This window comes from Herbaspirillum autotrophicum (assembly GCF_001189915.1).
Lineage (GTDB): Bacteria > Pseudomonadota > Gammaproteobacteria > Burkholderiales > Burkholderiaceae_D > Herbaspirillum > Herbaspirillum autotrophicum.
On record NZ_LFLS01000003.1, the window covers coordinates 67,607 to 90,069 of the forward strand.

19 protein-coding genes are annotated in these 22,463 nt (G+C 56.4%); 12 read left to right on the top strand and 7 right to left on the bottom strand.

The features are described from left to right. Positions 1 to 48: 48 nt before the first annotated feature. From ileS to AKL27_RS03025, 5 genes are all read left to right on the top strand, one after another. Positions 49 to 2,940: an isoleucine--tRNA ligase gene (gene ileS, locus AKL27_RS03005; RefSeq protein WP_050461270.1), complete on the top strand. Its 2,892-nt coding sequence runs from the start codon at positions 49 to 51 to the stop codon at positions 2,938 to 2,940. Positions 2,941 to 3,004: 64 nt separating this feature from the next. Then, on the top strand, positions 3,005 to 3,505 hold the full coding sequence (lspA, locus tag AKL27_RS03010; protein ID WP_050461271.1) for a signal peptidase II: 501 nt from the start codon (positions 3,005 to 3,007) through the stop codon (positions 3,503 to 3,505). A 79-nt stretch (positions 3,506 to 3,584) separates the two neighbouring features. After that, positions 3,585 to 4,784 (top strand): bifunctional phosphopantothenoylcysteine decarboxylase/phosphopantothenate--cysteine ligase CoaBC, encoded by a 1,200-nt coding sequence (gene coaBC / locus AKL27_RS03015; protein WP_050461272.1) that lies wholly within the window; start codon positions 3,585 to 3,587, stop codon positions 4,782 to 4,784. Between the two features lie 48 nt (positions 4,785 to 4,832). Beyond that, on the top strand, positions 4,833 to 5,282 hold the full coding sequence (gene dut / locus AKL27_RS03020) for a dUTP diphosphatase (RefSeq protein WP_050461274.1): 450 nt from the start codon (positions 4,833 to 4,835) through the stop codon (positions 5,280 to 5,282). 11 nt (positions 5,283 to 5,293) lie between these two features. Next, the gene (locus AKL27_RS03025; RefSeq protein ID WP_232310883.1) at positions 5,294 to 6,376 is read left to right on the top strand and encodes a M48 family metallopeptidase; all 1,083 of its coding nucleotides are present in this window, start codon (positions 5,294 to 5,296) and stop codon (positions 6,374 to 6,376) included. Positions 6,377 to 6,511: 135 nt separating this feature from the next. Here the strand turns inward: AKL27_RS03025 and clpA are convergent, their stop codons facing one another. Both clpA and clpS read right to left on the bottom strand, forming a co-directional pair. After that, positions 6,512 to 8,818, bottom strand: a complete 2,307-nt coding sequence (gene clpA, locus AKL27_RS03030; protein ID WP_050461278.1) for an ATP-dependent Clp protease ATP-binding subunit ClpA — start codon at positions 8,816 to 8,818, stop codon at positions 6,512 to 6,514. Then, complete coding sequence (gene clpS / locus AKL27_RS03035) at positions 8,815 to 9,129, bottom strand: ATP-dependent Clp protease adapter ClpS (RefSeq protein WP_050461282.1); 315 nt, start codon at positions 9,127 to 9,129, stop codon at positions 8,815 to 8,817. The genes clpA and clpS overlap by 4 nt, the downstream gene beginning before the upstream one ends. Before the next feature lie 325 nt (positions 9,130 to 9,454). Between clpS and cspE the strand changes: the two genes are divergently transcribed. Continuing rightward, positions 9,455 to 9,661, top strand: coding sequence for a transcription antiterminator/RNA stability regulator CspE (gene cspE / locus AKL27_RS03040; protein WP_050461283.1), 207 nt, complete (start codon positions 9,455 to 9,457; stop codon positions 9,659 to 9,661). 407 nt (positions 9,662 to 10,068) lie between these two features. Here the strand turns inward: cspE and icd are convergent, their stop codons facing one another. Beyond that, positions 10,069 to 11,322 carry an NADP-dependent isocitrate dehydrogenase gene (gene icd / locus AKL27_RS03045; RefSeq protein ID WP_050461284.1) on the bottom strand — a complete coding sequence of 418 codons (1,254 nt, stop codon included), beginning with the start codon at positions 11,320 to 11,322 and terminating at the stop codon, positions 10,069 to 10,071. Positions 11,323 to 11,595: 273 nt separating this feature from the next. On the opposite strand from icd, the gene AKL27_RS03050 reads away from it, so the two are divergent. The 3 genes from AKL27_RS03050 to AKL27_RS03060 all read left to right on the top strand — a co-directional run bounded on the left by AKL27_RS03050 (position 11,596) and on the right by AKL27_RS03060 (position 13,031). Next, on the top strand, positions 11,596 to 12,162 hold the full coding sequence (locus AKL27_RS03050; RefSeq protein ID WP_050461286.1) for a pseudouridine synthase: 567 nt from the start codon (positions 11,596 to 11,598) through the stop codon (positions 12,160 to 12,162). 138 nt (positions 12,163 to 12,300) lie between these two features. After that, on the top strand, positions 12,301 to 12,492 hold the full coding sequence (locus tag AKL27_RS03055) for a hypothetical protein (protein ID WP_050461465.1): 192 nt from the start codon (positions 12,301 to 12,303) through the stop codon (positions 12,490 to 12,492). 92 nt (positions 12,493 to 12,584) lie between these two features. Continuing rightward, positions 12,585 to 13,031: a DUF192 domain-containing protein gene (locus AKL27_RS03060; protein WP_050461287.1), complete on the top strand. Its 447-nt coding sequence runs from the start codon at positions 12,585 to 12,587 to the stop codon at positions 13,029 to 13,031. 231 nt (positions 13,032 to 13,262) lie between these two features. Here AKL27_RS03060 and rpsT read toward each other — a convergent pair whose 3' ends face one another. After that, positions 13,263 to 13,529: a 30S ribosomal protein S20 gene (rpsT, locus tag AKL27_RS03065; RefSeq protein ID WP_050461288.1), complete on the bottom strand. Its 267-nt coding sequence runs from the start codon at positions 13,527 to 13,529 to the stop codon at positions 13,263 to 13,265. A 267-nt stretch (positions 13,530 to 13,796) separates the two neighbouring features. On the opposite strand from rpsT, the gene murJ reads away from it, so the two are divergent. Together murJ and AKL27_RS03075 are read left to right on the top strand one after the other, a co-directional pair. Then, positions 13,797 to 15,347, top strand: coding sequence for a murein biosynthesis integral membrane protein MurJ (murJ, locus tag AKL27_RS03070; protein WP_050461290.1), 1,551 nt, complete (start codon positions 13,797 to 13,799; stop codon positions 15,345 to 15,347). Between the two features lie 92 nt (positions 15,348 to 15,439). Then, positions 15,440 to 16,279: a SirB1 family protein gene (locus AKL27_RS03075; RefSeq protein WP_050461291.1), complete on the top strand. Its 840-nt coding sequence runs from the start codon at positions 15,440 to 15,442 to the stop codon at positions 16,277 to 16,279. A 32-nt stretch (positions 16,280 to 16,311) separates the two neighbouring features. On the opposite strand, the gene AKL27_RS03080 is transcribed toward AKL27_RS03075, so the two are convergent. Further along, positions 16,312 to 18,213 carry an ATP-binding cassette domain-containing protein gene (locus tag AKL27_RS03080; RefSeq protein WP_050461466.1) on the bottom strand — a complete coding sequence of 634 codons (1,902 nt, stop codon included), beginning with the start codon at positions 18,211 to 18,213 and terminating at the stop codon, positions 16,312 to 16,314. A gap of 271 nt (positions 18,214 to 18,484) precedes the next feature. On the opposite strand from AKL27_RS03080, the gene AKL27_RS03085 reads away from it, so the two are divergent. Then, positions 18,485 to 20,887 carry a penicillin-binding protein 1A gene (locus AKL27_RS03085; protein WP_050461294.1) on the top strand — a complete coding sequence of 801 codons (2,403 nt, stop codon included), beginning with the start codon at positions 18,485 to 18,487 and terminating at the stop codon, positions 20,885 to 20,887. Between the two features lie 454 nt (positions 20,888 to 21,341). Here AKL27_RS03085 and AKL27_RS03090 read toward each other — a convergent pair whose 3' ends face one another. Further along, the gene (locus tag AKL27_RS03090; RefSeq protein WP_083438839.1) at positions 21,342 to 22,022 is read right to left on the bottom strand and encodes a type VI secretion system contractile sheath small subunit; all 681 of its coding nucleotides are present in this window, start codon (positions 22,020 to 22,022) and stop codon (positions 21,342 to 21,344) included. Positions 22,023 to 22,025: 3 nt separating this feature from the next. Next, a complete protein-coding gene (locus tag AKL27_RS28085) occupies positions 22,026 to 22,463 on the bottom strand; it encodes a hypothetical protein (RefSeq protein WP_198155873.1) in 438 nt (145 codons plus the stop codon).

The following is a 22,463-nucleotide window of genomic DNA, read 5'->3' on the forward strand; positions in this document are numbered from 1 at the left end:
CGCCCTGCCCGACGGCACGGCCCCATGGAATTTAATTGAAGAAAATTTATGTCCAACGAACCGACAAAACCGAACAAGCCTGCAAAGCAAGAAGGCAAGACCCCGAGCAAATATCCGGTCAACATGACCGAAACCGCGTTTCCGATGCGCGGCGACCTGGCCAGGCGCGAACCGCAATGGGTCAAGGAATGGCAATCCCGGAAAGTTTATAACCGCATCCGCAAGGCATCCGCCAACCGGCCCAAGTTCATCCTGCATGACGGTCCGCCGTATGCCAACGGTGAAATCCATCTGGGCCACGCAGTCAACAAGATCCTCAAGGACATGATCGTCAAGGCGCGCAACATGGCGGGTTTCGATGCCCAATATGTGCCGGGCTGGGATTGCCATGGCATGCCGATCGAAATCCAGATCGAAAAGAAATACGGCAAGAATCTGCCGATCGCCGAAGTGCAGGCCAAGGCCCGCGCGTATGCCAATGAACAGATCGAATTGCAAAAAAAGGATTTCATCCGGCTCGGCGTACTGGGCGAATGGGACAACCCATACAAGACCATGAATTTCTCGAACGAAGCGGATGAACTGCGCGCGCTCGGCACCATTCTGGAAAAGGGTTTCGTCTATCGCGGCCTGAAGCCGGTCAACTGGTGTTTCGATTGCGGTTCGGCGCTGGCCGAAGCAGAGGTCGAGTATCAGGACAAACGCGACCCGGCCATCGATGTCGGCTTTGCGTTTGCCGAGCCGGCCAAGATCGCTGCTGCATTCGGTCTGTCCGCATTGCCGACCGAACAGGGTTACATCGTCATCTGGACCACCACGCCCTGGACCATCCCGTCCAATCAGGCGCTCAATGTCCATCCCGAATTCGATTACGCGCTGGTGCAAACCGAACGCAACGGCGAACCGCTGCTGCTGATCCTTGCCAACGATCTGGTCGAAGCCAGCCTGCAACGCTACGGCCTGCAAGGCAAAGTGATCGCCACCACCAAGGGCGAAGCGTTGTCGCTGATCAGTTTCAAACATCCGCTGGCGAAAGCCGACAGCGGCTATGACCGTTTGTCGCCAATCTATCTGGGCGACTATGTCACGGCGGACAGCGGTACCGGTATCGTCCACTCGGCACCGGCCTACGGTATCGAAGACTTTATCTCCTGCAAAGCACATGGCATGAAGGATGATGACTTCATCAATCCGGTCATGGGCGACGGTCGTTACGCCTCGTGGTTGCCGCTGTTTGCCGGCATGACCATCTGGGAAGCGTCGAAGCCGATCTGCTCCGCACTGGATGCTGCCGGATCTTTATTCAAGCTGGTCATGTTCGATCACAGCTACATGCATTGCTGGCGTCATAAAACACCGATCATCTACCGTGCCACATCACAGTGGTTCGCCAGCATGGACAACACGCCGAAAGATGGCGGCGCCAGCTTGCGCGAAACGGCGCTGGCGGCAATTGAAGCGACGGCGTTTTATCCGTTGTGGGGCAAAGCCCGGTTGCACGGCATGATCGCCAACCGGCCCGACTGGACGCTGTCGCGTCAACGGCAATGGGGCGTGCCGATGGCCTTCTTCGTGCACAAGGAAACCGGCGAACTGCATCCGCGTACACCGGAATTGCTGGAACAAGTCGCCCAACGCATCGAACAGCATGGCATCGAAGCCTGGCAAACGCTGGACCCGAAAGAGTTGCTCGGCGATGAAGCCGACCTGTATCTGAAAAACAAGGATACGCTGGACGTCTGGTTCGACTCCGGCACCACGCATCAGACCGTCATCCGCGGTTCGCACAAGCAGGAATTGCAATTCCCGGCCGACCTGTATCTGGAAGGTTCGGACCAGCATCGCGGCTGGTTCCATTCGTCGCTGCTGACCTCTTCCATGCTCAATGGCTGCGCGCCCTACAAGGCCTTGCTGACGCACGGCTTCGTGGTCGACGGCGAAGGCCGCAAGATGTCGAAGTCGCTCAAGAATGGCGTCGAGCCTCAAAAGGTAGCCGATTCGCTGGGCGCGGAAATCCTGCGTCTGTGGGTGGCTTCCAGCGACTACTCGGGCGAAATCTCGATCTCCGATGAAATCCTCAAGCGTGTCGTGGAAGCCTATCGTCGCATCCGCAATACCTTGCGCTTCCTGCTGGCCAACACCTCCGACTTCGTGCCGGCCACGCATGCCGTGCCGGTGGCCGAGATGCTGGAAATCGATCGCTACGCCATCGCCGACATGGCGGCGCTGCAAAAAGATATTCTGGCGCATTACGATGCTTACGAATTCCATCCGGTGGTATCCAAGCTGCAAATGTATTGCTCGGAAGATCTCGGCGGGTTCTACCTCGACATCCTCAAAGACCGGCTGTACACCAGCGGCGTCAACTCGCCCGCGCGCCGTTCGGCGCAAACCGCGATCTGGCACATCACGCAATCGCTGCTGCGCCTGATCGCGCCGACGCTGTCGTTCACGGCGGAAGAGGCGTGGTCATTCTTCGCCGACAAGGAAGCCTTTGCCGCCAGCGATGAAACCATCTTCACGCAGACTTACTACACCTTGCCGGAAGTCGCCGATGGCGAGCAATTGCTGGCCAAGTTCAAGCTGTTGCATGAAGTGCGCGCCACCGTCACCAAGCAGTTGGAAGAAGTGCGCATGGCCGGCAACATCGGTTCCTCGTTGCAGGCCGAAGTGGAACTCAAGGTCGATGCCGGCAAATATGCCCTGCTGCAAAGTCTCGGCGATGACCTGAAGTTCGTGCTGATCACGTCTGCCGCCAAGGTGACGCAAGTCGCCAGCGCTGCTGAAGAAACCATCATCGTGACGCCATCGACCGAGCAAAAATGCGAACGCTGCTGGCATTACCGCGCCGATGTCGGCTCACACCCGGAACACCCGGGCCTGTGCGGACGCTGCGAATCCAATCTGTTCGGCCAGGGCGAATCGCGCCACTTTGCCTGATCCACGCCGTCCTGCGTTGCACTGAGTGCATCGCGGGACGGCACCACGTTCCTTCTATCACACCATGGCAACCAAAAAACGTTCCCTCTCTTCCTCCGGCAATTCGCTGCTGCCCTGGCTGGGCATCGCTACCATCATCCTGTTGCTGGATCAGCTCTCCAAGATCACCATCACGAAGCTGTTCCATTACGGTGAATCAATGGCGGTCACGTCGTTCTTCAATCTGGTACTGGTGTATAACAAGGGTGCGGCGTTCAGCTTTCTGTCGTCGGAATCCGGCTGGCAGCGCCATTTCTTTACCGTCATCGGCATCGGCGCCGCGATTTATATCATCTACCTGCTGCGGCGTCATGCCGGTCAGCGCATGTTTTGCTGGGCGCTGGCCCTGATTCTCGGCGGCGCAATCGGCAATGTGATCGACCGTATCGTCTATGGTCATGTGATCGACTTTCTCGACGTTTATGTTGGCCGCTGGCACTGGCCCGCTTTCAACATCGCCGACAGCGCCATTTGCATCGGTGCGATACTGTTTGTCGTGGACGAACTGCGCCGCGTAGGAAAATAGGCGCGGCGACCGGCGCGGACAGCACCGGCCCCATCATCGGCGCCGAACTTCATTGCAATATCATTCCGGGAGCAGCAACATGGATCTCGCTGGCAAAAAAATCTTACTCGGCCTGACCGGCGGCGTCGCCTGCTACAAAGCGGCCGAACTGGCACGCGGTCTCGGCAAGGCCGGCGCTTCGGTGCAAGTCGTGATGACGCAGGCTGCCACCCGGTTCATCACCCCGGTGACGATGCAGGCGCTGACCGGCAACACGGTCTATACCGACCAGTGGGATGCGCGCATCGCCAACAACATGCCGCACATCGATCTGACGCGCGGCATCGACGCCATCGTGATCGTGCCCTGCTCCACCGATTTCATTTTCAAACTGGCGCACGGCGCCTGCGACGATCTGCTGTCCACCTTGTGCATTGCGCGCCCGGCCGGGGTGCCGTTGCTGGTAGCGCCGGCCATGAATGTGGAAATGTGGCAGAACCCGGCTACCCAGCGCAATGTCGAGCAAATCCGCCGCGATGGCATTCTGCTGCTGGGCCCTGAAGCCGGCGCCCAGGCCTGCGGCGAAACCGGTCTCGGAAGGATGCTGGAGCCGGCGCAACTGCTGGAAGAAATCGTTGCCGCGTTTCAAACCAAGGTACTGGCCGGCCGCCGCGTGTTGCTGACCGCCGGCCCCACGTTCGAACCGATTGATCCGGTACGTGGCATCACCAATCTGTCCTCCGGGAAAATGGGTTACGCATTGGCGCGTGCAGCGCGCGAGGCTGGCGCCGAAGTCGTACTGATCTCCGGTCCGACCGCACTCGATACGCCTTATGGCGTGCAACGCATCGACGTTCAGACCGCACGCGACATGCATGCCGCAGTCCACGGCAACGTCAGCGGGCAGGACATTTTCATCGCGGTGGCTGCCGTCGCCGACTGGCGGGTGGCCAATGTCAGCGATCAGAAACTGAAAAAGCAAGCCGACGGCCAGGCGCCGCAGCTGGCGTTCGAGCAAAACCCGGACATTCTGGCGGAGGTTGCCGCGTTGGAAACACGGCCCTATTGCGTTGGCTTTGCCGCCGAATCAGAAAACCTGGAACAACACGGCGCCGCCAAACGCCTGAAGAAAAACATTCCGCTGCTGGTCGGCAATATCGGTCACCAGACCTTTGGCAAAGATGACAACGCCTTGCTGCTGTTCGACGCCCGGGGCCATGTGGCGCTGCCGCGCGCCGATAAACAAACGCTGGCGCGCCAACTGATACGCGAAATAGCACGCCGCCTCAGCGCTGCCTGACAAGCGCTCTGCGGCCCACCCCTTACCTTCACTTTCAGCACGAAGCACATGAAAACCATTGATATCAAAATTCTCGATCCACGCATGCAAGACCAATTGCCGGCGTATGCCACCGGCGGCAGCGCCGGACTCGATCTGCGCGCCTGCCTGGAAGCCCCGTTGACGATTGCGCCGGGTGCCACGCATCTGATTCCGACCGGCCTCGCGATTCATATCGCCGATCCCGGCTATGCAGCCATGATTCTGCCGCGCAGCGGTCTCGGCCACAAACACGGCATCGTGCTCGGCAATCTGGTCGGACTGATTGATTCTGACTATCAAGGACAATTGATGGTCTCGACATGGAACCGTGGTCAAGCCGAATTTGTCTTAAATCCCATGGAACGTCTGGCGCAACTGGTCATCGTTCCGGTATTGCAAGTCGGATTCAATATCGTCGAAGAATTCGATTCCAGCGAACGTGGCGCGGGCGGCTTCGGCAGCACCGGCAAACACTAATGGAGAACTTGATGGCAGTAAAAAATCAGGGGCGCCGACAGTCATGGAAAACCTGTCTGGTTCTCGCTCCGCTGGCGCTGCTCGCAGCTTGCGCCACGCAAGCGCCGACCACTTCGACAGCCCCTCAGTCCAACACGCCGCCGCCAGCCGCCCGGCCACCGGCCGACACGCCGGAACAAGCCGCGTTGCGTACCTTGACCGCAGAACAGGATCGCCTGTATCGCGTCGCCGCGCCGTTGCTGACTGCCAACGCGCAGTTGTGCAAAGGCAATGCGCGCAACCTGCTGGGCTTTACTGCCAAGAACAAGTATTCCTACCCGAGTGAATTCGCCACTGCGGCGCAAAGCCTCGGTTTTGGTGAGCGCCTGCAAGTCACCGGCGTCCTGCCCGGTAGCGGCGCCGCCCGCAGCGGCGTGCAACGCGGCGACATTCTGGTCGCCGTCGCCGACAAACCGATGCAGCAAGGTCCTGATGCCGAACGGCAAGCAGCCAATCTGCTGAGCCCGCTGATGACCGGCAAGACGCCGATCAAGCTGACCTTGTTGCGCAACAAGACCACACAGACGGTAACGGTGCCGCTGACACTGGCCTGCGCGTTCAGTATCGAGTTGGGCAACAGCGATAACGTCAATACTTATGCCGACGGCCGACGTGTACTGATCACCCGCGGCATGCTCCGGTTTGCGCAAAGCGATGAAGAACTGGCGTATCTGATTGCCAAGGAAATGGCCCACAATTCGCTCGGTCACGCGATTCGTCAGCGCATGGTGGCAACCACTGCCGGCGTCATCGACAATCTGCTGCGCACGCAACCCGATGCCACGGCGATTGCCGGTACTGCCGGCATCCGTCCGTTTCCACAGGATCTCGATGCGGCCGCCGACTCGCTGTCACTCTACATGCTGGTGCGCGCCGGCTACAGCATCGACAACGTGCCGGCATTCTGGCAACGCCTGGCGACGCAGTATCCTGCCAGTGTGCCCAACGGCCATACTGCGATTCACCCGGCAACCAGCTATCGGCTGGCCATGATCGGCAAAGTGACGCAAATCGTGAAGGCCAAGCAGGCCGCCGGCAAACCGCTGGCGCCTTGAATTCGTGATGTGAAGTCGTGATGCAGGGGCTGGTTCAGCCAGAACCTGCAAGAAATTGGCGACAAAAAAAGCCGGAACGTTTGAAAACGTTCCGGCTTTTTTTCGGCCATCATGCAGATGGCCGGTTGCATTGCATTACTCGACTTCGAGCTTTTCCTGCGGCTCTTCAGGCGGCGGTGTCGGGTCATCCCGTTCCGGGAATTCCAGCTTGACCTGATCCTTCTCATCGATATCCACCGTGATACGACCACCGGTCACCAGCTTGCCGAACAACAGTTCGTCTGCCAGCGCCTTGCGAATCATGTCCTGAATCAGACGCGACATCGGCCGTGCGCCCATCAGCGGATCGAAGCCCTTCTTGCCGAGGAACTTGCGCAAATTGTCGGTGAATACGGCTTCCACTTTCTTTTCGTGCAATTGCTCTTCGAGCTGCATCAGGAACTTGTCGACCACACGCAGGATGATGTCTTCATCAAGCGCACGGAAGCTGATGATGGCGTCCAGACGGTTGCGGAACTCAGGCGTAAACATGCGCTTGATATCCGCCATTTCGTCGCCGGCTTCCTTCTTTTCGGTGAAGCCGATGGAACGCTTCTGCAAACTCTCGGCGCCCGCATTGGTGGTCATCACGATGATCACATTGCGGAAGTCGGTCTTGCGGCCGTTATTATCGGTCAGCGTGCCATGATCCATGACCTGCAGCAGGATATTGAAAATATCCGGATGCGCCTTTTCGATTTCATCGAGCAACAGAACCGCATGCGGCTTCTTGGTGATCGCTTCGGTCAGCAAACCGCCCTGATCGAAACCGACATAACCCGGAGGCGCACCGATCAGACGACTGACCGCGTGACGCTCCATGTACTCGGACATGTCGAAACGAATCAGTTCGATACCCATGATGAAGGCCAGTTGCTTGGCCACTTCGGTCTTGCCGACACCGGTCGGACCCGAGAACAGGAACGAGCCGATTGGCTTGTCGGTTTTGCCGAGACCGGCACGCGCCATCTTGATGGCCGATGCCAGTGCTTCAATCGCCGGATCCTGACCAAACACCACATTCTTCAGATCGCGGTCGATCGTCTGCAACTTGGTACGATCATCCTGATTGACGGACTGCGGCGGAATACGCGCGATCTTGGAAATGATTTCCTCGATCTCGCTCTTGCCGATGGTCTTCTTTTGCTTCGACTTCGGCAAAATGCGTTGCGCTGCGCCGGCTTCGTCAATCACGTCAATCGCCTTGTCCGGCAAGTGACGGTCATTGATGAAGCGCGCTGCCAGCTCGGCAGCGGAAGTCAGCGCCGATGCCGAATATTTGACGCCATGATGCTCTTCGAATTTCGATTTCAGGCCACGCAGAATCTGGATGGTCTGTTCGACAGTCGGCTCATTGACGTCGATCTTCTGGAAACGACGCGACAGCGCATGGTCTTTTTCAAAGACCCCGCGATATTCGGTATAAGTCGTCGCACCGATGCACTTCAGCTGTCCGCTCGACAATGCCGGCTTGAGCAGATTGGATGCATCGAGGGTACCGCCGGATGCAGAACCGGCGCCGATGATGGTATGAATTTCATCGATGAACAGAATCCCGTGCGGGCTGTCCTTCAATTGCTTCAATACTGCCTTCAGGCGCTGTTCGAAGTCCCCGCGATATTTGGTGCCGGCCAGCAGCGCGCCCATATCGAGCGAATAGACCACCGCGTTGCGCAGGATTTCCGGCACATCGTTCTGGGTGATGCGCCATGCCAGCCCCTCGGCGATGGCAGTCTTGCCGACCCCGGCTTCGCCGACCAGCAGCGGATTATTCTTGCGACGACGGCACAGTGTCTGGATCACGCGTTCAACTTCGGCATCGCGACCGATCAGCGGATCGATCTTGCCTTCCTGTGCAGCCTTGTTCAGGTTCTGCGTGAACTGATCGAGCGGGCTTTCCTTCTGCTGACCTTCGGCCTGCACGTCTTCCGCACCTTCAGGCGCTTTTTGCGAATCAATCTGCTGATCCTTGCGCACGCCGTGAGAAATGAAGTTGACCACATCGAGGCGGGTGACGCCCTGTTGGTGCAGATAGTAGACAGCGTGCGAATCCTTCTCGCCGAAGATCGCCACGAGCACGTTGGCGCCCGTCACTTCCTTCTTGCCGTTGGAAGCGGACTGCACATGCATGATCGCACGCTGAATCACGCGCTGGAATCCCAGCGTCGGCTGCGTGTCGACCTCGTTCGTGCCAGGCACGGTCGGCGTGTTGTCCGTAATGAAGTTGGTCAGCGTCTTGCGCAGGTCATCGATATTGACTGAGCACGCGCGCAACACTTCTGCCGCCGACGGATTATCCAGCAGCGCCAACAGCAGGTGTTCCACTGTAATGAATTCATGGCGGGATTGACGAGCCTCGACAAACGCCATGTGCAAACTGACTTCTAATTCCTGCGCAATCATGCTTCCTCCATCACGCATTGCAGGGGGTGCCCTGCTTTTCGAGCGTGGGTTAAAACGAGTTCCACTTTTGTGGATGCAATATCCTTGGGATACACACCACACATACCTTTGCCATCCCGGTGAACCTTGAGCATGATCTGCGTCGCAGTTTCACGATCTTTGTTGAAATACTCCTGTATGACTGCGACAACGAACTCCATCGGCGTATAGTCATCGTTTAACAAAAATACCTGGTACATGGGCGGAGGCTTGAGCTTTTGCTCCTTCCTCGCCAGGACCGTACCGTCATCATTCTCGTGCTTGGTTGCCATGCGTCTGTTCTAAAACCTTCGTTCAACTGTGCAACGCACCGATGAGAAAATCACCAATTAAATAGATATTACGCGTTTTCCCGATGTTACGCAGATAACGCTGATTTATCGTAAATCAAGAGCTGGAATTTCGATCTCGCAAACAAAAGCACATTATTTGCACTCAAAATCACTTGACTTTTATTTTTCTAACGAGAACAATAAGATTCATTGGTAAGTCGTTACTGCTTGTCAATACGAAGGGGGCAAGTTAAAGGGGGGCAGCATAACGCGACGCTTCTTGCTTTTACGGCTCGTGTGATTTTTTTTAATGAAAGATGCTTTTATGGCAACAGGTACAGTCAAGTGGTTCAACGATTCCAAAGGTTTCGGCTTTATCACTCCGGACGACGGCGGTGAAGATTTGTTCGCACACTTCTCGGCAATCCAGATGAACGGTTTCAAAACGCTCAAAGAAGGTCAAAAAGTGCAGTTCGAAGTCACGCAAGGCCCTAAAGGCAAGCAGGCTTCCAACATCCAAGCACCGGCCTAAGCTGCCCGCCTGGTAACAGCCCTCCTCTTTTAGCTACGCCGTCCGGCCTGATTCAGATCAGGCCATACGGGAATCGCGCTGGGCTACCCTTGACGACTCGATCGCTTGCGCGACCGGGTCGTTTCTCGTTGGCCCCCCTCCATCTCGCCCCCTCTGCCTTGCTCCGGTCACGTTCCCGTTTAACGCGTCACAACGCCTCCCCCTCGCGCCTCCGACCTGCTGCCCCCATGCCATCCGGCAACTCCTGTCCCATCCGCGTTACGTGACCTGGAATGCCCACGCACATCGTGCTGCCGTCAGACGCATCCGCCGCCATATCCGGTTGCCCATAAAAAAACCGTCCGCGATAAACGGACGGTTTGTTTTCCATCATGCATGCCGGCCAGAAGACGGCAACACCATGGCAATTACATATTTTCGATCATGACGTCACCGAATCCCGAGCAGGATACTTGCGTCGCACCTTCCATCAGGCGAGCGAAGTCGTAGGTCACCTTCTTCGACGCAATCGATTTTTGCGTCGATGTGATGATCAGATCAGCAGCTTCAATCCAGCCCATGTGACGCAACATCATTTCCGCCGACAAAATCAACGAACCCGGATTGACGTAATCCTTGCCGGCATATTTTGGCGCGGTACCATGCGTGGCTTCAAACATGGCGACCGAGTCCGACAGATTGGCACCCGGAGCAATACCGATACCACCGACTTGCGCCGCCAATGCGTCGGAAATATAGTCGCCGTTCAAATTCAACGTGGCAATCACGCTGTACTCATTCGGGCGCAACAGAATTTGCTGCAGGAAGGCATCGGCAATCGAATCCTTGACGATGATGTCGCGACCGGTCTTCGGATTTTTGAATTTGGCCCACGGTCCGCCATCAATCAGCTCGGCACCGAATTCTTTTTGCGCCAGCGCATAGGCCCAGTCACGGAAACCACCTTCCGTGAATTTCATGATGTTGCCCTTGTGGACAATCGTCACTGATGGCTTGTCGTTGTCGATGGCGTATTGAATTGCCTTGCGCACCAGACGCTCGGTACCTTCGCGCGACACTGGCTTGATGCCGATGCCGGACGTATCCGGGAAGCGAATCTTCTTGACGCCCAGCTCAGTGATCAGGAAATTGATCAGCTTCTTGGCGCCTTCGGAGCCTTCTTGCCACTCGATTCCGGCATAGATATCTTCCGAGTTCTCACGGAAAATCACCATGTCGGTTTTTTCCGGCTCACGCACCGGCGATGGCACGCCCTTGAAATAACGCACCGGACGCAGACAGACATACAGATCGAGTTGCTGGCGCAATGCCACGTTCAGCGAGCGGATACCACCACCGACCGGCGTCGTCAGCGGCCCCTTGATGGACACCACATACTCCTTCACCGCATCCAATGTCTCTTCCGGCAACCAGACATCCGGACCATATACCTTGGTGGACTTCTCACCGGCAAAGATTTCCATCCAGCTGATCTTGCGCTTGCCGCCATACGCTTTGGCAACGGCAGCATCCACCACCTTGATCATGACCGGGCTGATATCCACACCGGTACCGTCGCCCTCAATGAAAGGAATGATCGGATTATCAGGAACGTTCAGGGAAAAATCAGCATTTACGGTAATCTTCTTACCTTCAGCCGGTACTTTGATATGTTGGTACATGGTGTCTCCGAGAGTTAAAACGGAAAATGGGGGAGTTTGTTGCACTTCAATTCTGCGCCGGACAGTTGCGGCGGCATTAAAAGCACCACAGGGCGGACGGGCTTGCTCTGTCAGCAGCACAGAGTCACATTTGACATCACGCCCGGAAGTCTTATATAAGACATAAGACAATCGTTTCGTATTATGCACTAGTATTTTACTGGACGCCATGTCTTTGAGACACTGACACCCTTTGCACCACCTCATCAAAGATCTGATTACGAGCAAGCCTGCATGCCACTTATTTTATTCAACAAACCTTTTCAGGTAATGTGCCAGTTCTCCGCTCAACCGGAACGCGAAACACTGGCAGATTATCTCGACATACCGGACATCTATCCGGCCGGCCGGCTGGACGCCGACAGCGAAGGACTGCTGCTGCTGACCGACGATGGCAAGCTGCAGCATGCGATCAGCCATCCCAAGCGCAAGGAGTCCAAGACTTATCTGGTGCAGGTCGAAGGAGAACCTGACGCGGCAACGCTGGAGCGCCTGCGCAATCCGCTCGATCTGGGCGACTTCACTACCCGGGAATGCGAAGTCAAGCATGTGCAGGCGCCAGACTGGCTGTGGCCACGCCACCCGCCGATACGGGAACGCCAGAACAAACCCACATCGTGGCTCACGCTGCGCATCACCGAAGGCAAAAATCGCCAGGTCAGACGAATGACCGCTGCCGTCAACCTGCCGACGCTGCGCCTGATCCGGATCGCAATCGGCCCTTTTTCATTGCAAAGTCACCCCTTGCTGCCAGGCGAATGGCAAGAAGTCGCGCCGGAAGCACTGGATAATCCCCGCTGAAACCAGCAAATTCTCCTCTCAGGCAGGAAAAACTATTTTTTTGATGTTTTGTGTCAACCAAGCCCTCTGCTCTTCGTTATTGGCAATGATTCAGAAGAATCGTCGGTTTCCTAACATGTTAATTTGAAGGACTGCAAAATGAATAAATTGATCGCCGCTCTGATCGCTGGCTTGTTCGCCACTTCCGTTTTCGCTCAAGCTGCAGCTCCTGCTGCTGCACCAGCAGATGCTCCTGCTGCTGCCGCTCCAAAGGCAAAGAAAGCGAAAAAAGCCCACAAGGCAAAGAAAGCGAAAAAAGCTGCTGCAGCCGCAGAAGCACCAGCTAAGTAATTTAGCAATCGCTCGACTGAAAGGCAGGCTCGTCCTGCCTTTTTTTATTTCCGTTTCACTCTGTATAATTCCTTGAACTCAAGGATGACATCATGCGTCGATTTTCCACACTGCTCGCCCTCTCTGCCGCACTCAGCCTGTCGCTGACAGCAACGGCCAGCGCCCAGCAAGCCGCCAGATTCAAGACCACCACCCTCAACGCCGGGCTGTATCTGATCAAGGCCGAAGTAGCCTCGAACGAAGCAGAACGCGAACAGGGTCTGATGTTTCGCGAAAAGATGGGCCCCAACGAAGGGATGGTATTCCTGTTCGGCGCGCCCGCCGGCGTTTGCATGTGGATGAAAAATACCCTGATACCACTGTCGGTCGCATTCCTCGACGACAAGGGCAAGATCATCAATATCGAAGAAATGAAGGAACAGACCACCGACTCCCATTGCGCGACCAAACCCGCGACCTATGCATTGGAGATGAACAAGGGCTGGTTCCGGCAAAAAAACATCAAACCCGGCATGACCATCGAAGGCTTGCCGCACTGACAACAGTAGCAACAACAGCAACAGACAATAAAAAAACCGCCTGATTTACCGGGCGGTTTTTTATTGTCTTGCCAACATCTGCAGCATGCGCGATGTGATGACGCCGCGACAAATGGCTGGATAACACAAAAACCGCCGGATCGCTCGGGCGGTTTTTAAGTTACATCCCACCGGCCGGGCCGGTGTCAGAACAATGCGTACTGGTCTTGCGAAGTTACTGCGCCTGAAAAATCAAGCAGCCAGTGCCTTCAAAGCAGCAGCCAGACGGCTCTTATGGCGAGCAGCCTTGTTCTTGTGAATGATTTTCTTGTCGGCGATGCTGTCAATGGTCGAAACCGAAGACTGAAACACCGAAGTCGCCGCAGCCTTGTCGCCTGCTTCGATTGCCTTACGGACAGCCTTGATAGCTGTACGCAGCGTCGAACGCTGGCTGGAGTTGTGCGCGTTTTGCTTAACAGCTTGACGTGCACGCTTGCGTGCTTGTGCGGTATTTGCCATGAATAATTATCCTAAATCGAGATCGTGAGCATCGCAATCCTGATAACTTGCGAGGCGGAATTCTGTAAAGCCACGGATTATAACCATTTTTTCAGGCACTGGCAAACCCCGCCTGAGATTCCGTCCGATTCTGTTGCTAACACCCCGAATCGGCGCCGGAACATTGCAAAAAAGACACAACCTGCCCGATCACCGACGCGGCCCGATTGTAACTGATCATCCTGGGCACAGCCTTTACCCCCTTTGCTACCGCTATAATGCCGCTCCATGAACTTGCATAAAACGCTTGCCACCGTCTCTGGCATGACGATGCTCTCCCGTATTACAGGACTGGCCCGGGAGATTTTGTTTGCACGCGCATTTGGCGCTTCCGCATACACCGATGCATTCAATGTGGCCTTCCGCATTCCCAATCTGCTGCGCCGCCTGTTTGCCGAAGGCGCGTTCTCCCAAGCCTTCGTGCCGATTCTGGCCGAATACAAAAACCAGCAAGGCGAAGCCGCCACCAAACATCTGGTCGATCATGTCGCCACGGTACTGACCTGGGTCATGCTGATGACCTGCGTGATTGGCATTCTGGCCACGCCACTCATCGTCTACTCCATCGCCACCGGTCTGAAATACGATCAAAAGGCCTTCGATGCTTCGGTGATCATGACCCGCATCATGTTTCCGTACATCGGCTTCATGTCCTTCGTGGCGTTGGCAGGCGGCATTCTGAATACCTGGCGCGAGTTCAAGATTCCGGCCTTCACCTCGGTCCTGCTCAACGTTTCATTCATCTTTGCCTCGCTGTTTGTCGCTCCGTACATGGACCAGCCGATCTACGCCATGGCATTTGCGGTGTTTGTCGGCGGCGTGTTGCAGGTAGCGCTGCAGATTCCGGCGCTGATCAAGATCGGCATGTTGCCGCGCCTGTATCTGAATCCGATGATCGGCTTGCGTGACACCGGCGTCAAACGGGTACTCAAGAAAATGGGACCGGCGGTGTTCGCGGTCTCGGCTGCCCAGATCAGCCTGATGATCAATACCAACATCGCCTCGCGGCTGGTGCACGGCAGCGTATCGTGGCTGTCCTATGCTGATCGCCTGATGGAGTTCCCTACCGCCCTGCTCGGCGTGGCGCTCGGCACCATCCTGCTACCGAGCTTATCCAATGCGCACGCCTCCAACGATTTGCAAGAATATTCTTCGCTGCTGGACTGGGGCTTGCGCCTGACTTTCCTGCTGGCACTGCCATGCGCAGTCGGTCTGGCAACACTGTCGGAGCCGCTGACGGCGACCTTGTTTCACTATGGCAAATTTGATGCGCTGGCCGTGACCATGACCAGCCATGCCTTGATTGCATACGGCGTCGGCCTGATCGGCTTGATTCTGGTCAAGATTCTGGCGCCCGGCTTTTATGCCAAGCAAGATATCAAGACACCGGTCAAGATTGCCGTCGGCGTATTGATCACGACCCAGTTGATGAATTATGTGTTCGTGCCATGGATCGCCCATGCCGGACTGGCACTGTCGATCGGTCTCGGTGCCTGCCTCAATGCCGGCTTCCTGTTCTGGGGCTTGCGTCATCGCAACATCTATGTACCGCAACCGGGCTGGCGCATGTTCCTGATCAAGCTGACCGGCGCCTTATTCTTGCTGGCCGGGGTTGCCCTGTTTGTCGCCAGCCATTTCGACTGGATCGCCATGCGCGCCCATCCGGCAACACGCGTCGGTGCCCTGCTGCTGGTGCTGGCCGCCTGCGCCGTGGCTTACTTCGGATCACTGGCAGCGATGGGATTCCGCTTCCGCGATTTCAAACGCATATCACGCTGATCTCGTCAATCTTCACCGCAGCAATTTCGCATCGCAGCAATCGCAAGCAAAGCATTTCACAAGGGCGCTTATTTTGATAGCATGGGTGTCATATGACGCTCACATCTCTTGAATACTTTGCTTCGCTGGTTCGTCAGGACGACTCGATTCCGTTATTCGAATCAGCGCTGACGCTGGGTCAGGATGTGTATCCTGATCTGGACTTTTCCTCGCTTCAGATCGAAATGGATACCCAGGCGCTCAAGCTGAAACAGCGTCTGCCAACCGATGCTTCGCATATCCAGAAGCTGCGCATGCTCAACCATTTCTTTTTTCAGGAGCTGGCGTTTGCGGGCAACATCAACAATTATTACGATCCCGACAACAGCTACATCCATCGCGTGATTGCCACACGCCGCGGGATTCCTATTTCGCTCGCCGTGCTCTACATGGAACTGGGCCAGCAGATCGGTCTGAACATGAAAGGCATTTCCTTTCCCGGTCACTTCCTGATGAAGCTGTCAGTGCAATCGGGCGATATCGTGCTCGACCCGATGAACGGCGCCAGCCTGTCACGCGAAGAACTGGAAGAGCGGCTGGAACCGTATCTGGAACAACAGGATTATGGCGACGAGCTGCCGCTGGCCGCATATCTGCGCGCCGCCCATCCGCGCGAAATTCTGGCGCGCATGTTGCGTAATCTGAAAGCCATTTTTACGGAAGCGCAGCGCTGGCAGGATGTACTCGGGGTACAGGAGCGGCTGGTGATTTTGCTGCCGGATGAAATTACCGAACGCCGCGACCGCGGGCTGGCACATGCCAATCTGTCATCGCCACAGGCGGCACTCGATGACCTCGAAGCTTATCTGGCGATGCGTCCGGATGCCGAGGATGCAGACAGCATGCGCGACATGCTGCCGGAATTGCGTCACGCCAGCAGACGCCCGAACTGAAGCGGCGTCGCTGGCTTTTCCTGCCCGACAGATCAGGTCTTGGAGCGGTCTTCGATCGCTTCCCACTTTTCCAGACTTTCCAGCAACAAGCCGTCGATCTCGCTGAAGCGCGCGTTCAGACGCACCACTTCATCCGGATTCTTCTTGTACAGACCGGCATCAGCCAATTGCGCTGAAATCGTCTTTTGCTCCGCTTCCAGTTGGGCAATCAGCTTCGGCAGCTCATCCAGCTCGCGCTGTTCCTTGTAGCTGAGCTTTTTGGCTTTGGCAGCCACCGGCGCCGGCTCGGCCGCCTTGACTTCCGGCTTGCCGTCGCTCTTGCCTTTGGCTGCCGGCGCACTGGCGCGCACCCGCTCCCAATCGCTGTAGCCACCAACATACTCACGCCACATGCCGTCACCTTCAGAGGCGATCACCTGCGTCACCACGTTATCCAGGAAGGTGCGATCATGGCTGACCAGAAACACGGTGCCGGCGTAGTCTTCCAGCAACTCCTCCAGCAATTCCAGCGTATCGATATCCAGATCGTTGGTCGGTTCATCGAGCACCAGTACATTGGCCGGCTTGGCAAACAGACGCGCCAGCAACAAACGATTGCGCTCGCCGCCCGACAAAGTCCGTACCGGCGAACGGGCGCGTTCCGGCGCGAACAGGAAGTCCGACAGGTAGGTCATCACATGCTTGCGCTGACCGTTGACTTCGACCCAGTCGCTGCCCGGGGCAATGGTATCGGCCAGACTGGCTTCTTCGTTCAGTTGGGTACGCATCTGATCGAAGTACGCCACCTGTAATTTGGTCCCTTGACGCACCGTGCCGGCGTCCGGTGTTTCTTCGCCGAGAATCAGCTTCAGCAAGGTAGTCTTGCCGGCGCCGTTCTGACCGATCAGGCCGACCTTGTCGCCGCGCATGATAGTGCCGGTAAAGTCGCGCACGATGATCTTGTCGCCATACGACTTGTCGACATTGGTCAGTTCAGCCACGATCTTGCCGGAGCGCTCGCCGGACGACACTTCCAGCTTGACTTGTCCCTGGCGGTCACGGCGCACGCTGCGCTCTTGCCGCAAGGCTTCCAGGCGACGCACGCGGCCTTCGTCACGGGTACGACGTGCCTGCACACCCTTGCGTATCCAGACTTCTTCCTGCGCCAGGAATTTGTCGAACTTGGCATTTTCGACTTCCTCATTGGCCAGCAAATCGGCCTTGCGCGCCTGATAGGTGGTGAAGTTGCCGGGGAACGACAATAACTTGCCGCGATCCAGTTCAATGATGCGGGTGGCGACGTTATCCAGGAAACTGCGATCATGGGTGACGAACAGTACGCTGCCCTTGTAGTCGCGCAGCAAACCTTCGAGCCACAAGATGGAACCGAAATCCAGATGGTTGGTAGGTTCATCGAGCAGCAATACATCAGGACCACCGACCAGACCGCAGGCCAGCGCCACGCGTTTTTGCATACCGCCCGACAATTCGCCGACCAGCGCATGGCGATTCAGGTTCAGCTTGTCCAGCGTAATCTCGACCTTGTTATTCAGACTCCAGGCATCGGCCGCATCGAGCTTGACCTGAATGTCATGCATGCGCTCCATGATGGCGTCATCATTGTCGCCACCGAACTGCCCGGTCAGCGCTTCATATTCATTCAGCAACGCCGGCAACTCACCGAGGCCGGAAGCAACCGCGTCAAACACGGTCATCTCGGGTGCGAAATGCGGTTCCTGATCGACGTAAGCGATCTTCAGGTTTTGTTGCATCACCAGCAAACCATCATCCAGCTTCGATACGCCTGCGATGATTTTCAGCAATGACGATTTACCGGTGCCGTTACGACCGATCAGACCAACCCGCTCCCCTGCCTCCAGCGAAAACTCAGCATGATCGAGAAGTGGAACGTGGCCGAATGCAAGTTGCGCATTGGAGAGAGAGATGACTGCCATAGAAGTAACTTTGACGCCCGAACCGCTTGAAACGACGGGCAATTGAACAATGAAGCCCGCATTGTACCGATTGCCCGGGTTCCACGCGCGCAGTAGCAGCAAAAACAATTGCATGTCGTCAACATGTTGCCATATAAGCAAAGTCCCTCACATCTGGAAACAACATCAGCCGAACGATTTCCCGTGACCTGACTCCCAACTGGCACTATCCATTTCGTCGCGGGTCAGGCTCCTGTTGTAAGATACGGCACCCCTTCGACCACACATACACATGCGTTTTATCCCATCTTTGCGCGTTATCGCCCGGCAACGCGGCTTTCTCAATCCCAATATCGCGAAATTCCTGCTGCTTTCGTTTTTGGGCCTGGTGATCGCCGGTGCGCTCATCATCGCTTACGCCCTGATCTTCATTACGCCACGCCTGCCTTCGCTGGACGTGATTACTGACTACCGGCCCAAAATCCCGCTGCGCATTTACTCCGCCGATAACGTCCTGCTGGGCGAGTTCGGGGAAGAAAAACGCAATCTGGTCAAGCTCGACGATATTCCTGCCGACATGAAAAATGCGGTGCTGGCAATTGAAGATGCGCGCTTTTACCAACATGGCGGCATTGATTATCTGGGCATTGCCCGCGCGATTGCGACCGATGTCCTGCGCGGTCACGCCAGCCAGGGCGCCAGCACCATCACCATGCAGGTAGCGCGCAACGTCTTTCTGACCAAAGAAAAAACCCTGTCGCGCAAATTGTATGAAGTATTGCTCGCCAACAAGATCGAAGGCGCATTGACCAAAGACCAGATTCTGGAGGTCTACATGAACCAGATTTATCTGGGACAACGCGCATTCGGCTTTGCCGCAGCAGCACGCACCTATTTTGGCAAAGACCTGAAAGATGTGACGCTGGCCCAGGCCGCCATGCTGGCCGGCTTGCCCAAGGCCCCCTCGGCGTACAACCCGGTGGTCAATCCGAAACGCGCCCATATTCGTCAGCAATACATCCTGCAACGCATGCGCGATCTGGAATACATCACGCCGGGGCAATATGAAAGCGCGATCAAGGAAGACATCAAGGTGCGCAGCCCGGGCAATCAATACAATGTGCACGCCGAGTATGTCAACGAAATGGTGCGGCAGATGGTCTACGCCCAATACAAGGAAGACACCTACACCCACGGCCTGATCGTCACCACCACCATCAACGCCGCCAATCAGAAAGCCGCCTACGATGCCTTGCGCAAGGGCGTGCTGGATTACGACCGCCGTCACGGTTACCGTGGCCCGGAAGAAACCATCGTCTTGCCGGCCGATGAAAGCGAACGCAGTCAGGCCATCGATGACGCGATGGACGATCACCCCGACAATGACGACATTCTGGCCGCCGTCGTCGTGGCCGCCGACAGCAAACAGGTGCAGGCAGTACTGCGCAGCGGCGACAGGATCAATATCAGCGGCGAGGCCTTGCGTTTCGTGGCAGCAGCACTGAGCCCGAAGGCCAAGAAAGACGTGCAGATTGCACCCGGCGCCGTGATCCGCGTCATGCAAGACAACAAGAAGAACTGGCAAATCGTGCAATTGCCGGCAGTCGAAGCCACGCTGGTATCGGTCACCCCGCAAAACGGTGCAATCCGGGCGCTGGTGGGCGGCTTCGACTTCACCCAAAACAACTTCAACCACGCCACGCAAGCCTGGCGTCAACCCGGCTCGACATTCAAGCCATTCATCTATTCGGCGGCACTGGAAAAAGGATACGGCCCGGCCAGTATCATCAACGATGCGCCGGCCTCTTATCCTGCCGGTGCCGGTCAGCCGAACTGGGAACCGAAAGACGATGAAACTCCGGCCGGCCCGATATCGATGCGCACAGCCTTGCAAAAATCGGTCAATCTGGTCGCCATCCGCATGCTCGACGCCATTGGCGTCAAGTATGCGCAGGACTTCATCACCAGTCACTTCGGATTCGATCTGGACAAGACGCCGCCGTATCTGCCAATGGCACTCGGCGCCGGGCAAACCACGCCACTGCAACTGACGGCGGCTTATGCGGTACTGGCCAACGGTGGCTACAAGGTCAACCCCTATCTGATTACCCAGATTTCCGATGCCCGGGGCAAGGTGTTGTCCAAGGCCGATCCCTTGGTGGTGGAAGTCAATGCGCCACGCGCCATCGATGCCCGCAACAGCTACATCATGACCAGCTTGTTGCAGAGCGTTGCCCAGCGCGGCACCGGCGCTCGCAGCAATACCCTGGGGCGGGCCGATCTGGCGGGTAAAACCGGTACCACCAATGACGCCATCGACGGCTGGTTTGCCGGCTATCAGCGGACACTGGCGACCGTCGTGTGGATGGGCTACGATCAACCGAAGAGCCTGGGCACCAAGGAATTTGGCGCGCAACTGGCGTTGCCGATCTGGGTCGATTACATGGGACAAGCCCTGAAAGGCACGCCTAATTTCGACATGCCGGTACCGGCCGGCATCAAGTTCATCGACAACGAACCGTATTACGACAACTTCACGCCCGGCAATGGTTTCAACACCAATCTGGGACTTGATGCGGTGGATGCGATTTCCAGCTTCTTTGGCTGGAATCCGGGCCAGAGTGGCTGGAACAGCAATACACCAGCGCCGACACCGGAACAAATCGAACGCGACAAAACCTATCAGGGGCATTGACCGCAGCGGCGTCGCACAAAACAAAAAAGCGCAGAAGATTTCTTCTGCGCTTTTTTTTAACTCTGGTGCCCCCGACACGGATCGAACGTGTGACCTATCCCTTCATACCACTATGGCTTCCGCCACCAACAAGTTGTTTGTGGTCTGGACTATACCTTGACCATGGACCTCAATCCGAAGGCCGGAGCCGTCTAGTCTCTACACCTTCAGTGCAATGTTCCGCACCGCTTGGCTCGGTATTGCCAGCAGCCTTGACGCTGTCAGGGTTCACCGAATTTGACTCCATTCACACGGCACCTTTCGGAGGCCGGTGCCCAACATTCAGGAGGGGATCGCTCTATCCACTGAGCTACGGGGGCAACAGCTTGCTATTGTAGCCGCTGGCGGAAAGGATGGAAAGTTGCAATTGACACCGGTCAGGCCGCAACCGGACTCCACCGCGGCGCCAGGCGCCTCACCTGCCCGAGATATCATCCGGATGCAACGGCGCTGCGGCAGATTCATCTTCGTCATACCATTGCCCCATCTGCACCAGAAAATTCAGCAGCGCCTTGTCGTTCGACAATTGCAACAGCAACGCCTGCGCGCCCTGCCCGCCATCGGCATAACGCTGCAACTGCCCCGGTTGCAACCGGGTATCGAGCAGCTTTCTCAATATATCCACTTTGTTGGCCATATCCACCGCCAACAGGCGATCGAGGTTATCAGCACCGGCATTCGGACTCAATGGCAGGTTGACGCCAGCAACATTCGCTTCAGGAGCGTTGTTGCGCGGCTTCATGGCTTTGATCCGCTCATCAAAATTATCGATATCGATGTCGATGAATTTCTCGTCATCGATGGCTGGCAACAGGTCATCCGCATTGCGTCCGACATCAGGAAATCCGGCCTGCAGGAACGGCAAACCCAACTCTTTTTCACATCGATATATCTTCACTGCATGCCCTCCATGACGCTTGGCCTTGCGGTTTCGTTTCAAAAATTTCTTTGCGCCATCCACTCCTGCCGTTCCAGTCCCCTGACGCGGCATACCTGCATCGCAACGTACGCGAAAGCGAAATGCCATCACGCGACACCACAGTGATGACCGCCGCGGCGCACTGGAAATCAGAATAGTCAGTAACCCTGAAGACATGCATCACTCCTTGCTCCAAACCCGCAATGCAGACGCCTGAAATACATCGTTTGCTCCGATGTATTGATTATCAAGATGCAGCGAAACCGCCAACATAAGAATTTTCTCAAAAAGAACCTGCCGTCCGACATTCCCGCCGAAGCGGCTGACAAGCGTTTTATTATTGGCAAGCACGCCACTCCTCTCCCCTCGGGCGGGCGTTTCCATGCCTGCAGGCGACGCTGTCGATGCGGGAATAAAAACACGGCAGAAATCGACATATATTGATATTTCACGCGCCGGAAAAGACGAAGTATGGGAGTGGATTGAGGTTGCATCGGGATACCTCGCAGAGCAAAAAACCGCCGATGCAGATTTTGGATTATCACCACCGACCACCGGACTGCTTGCAAATACATGAACCTGCTGAAAATGATCAGTGACAAAAACCGGGCGCTTCAT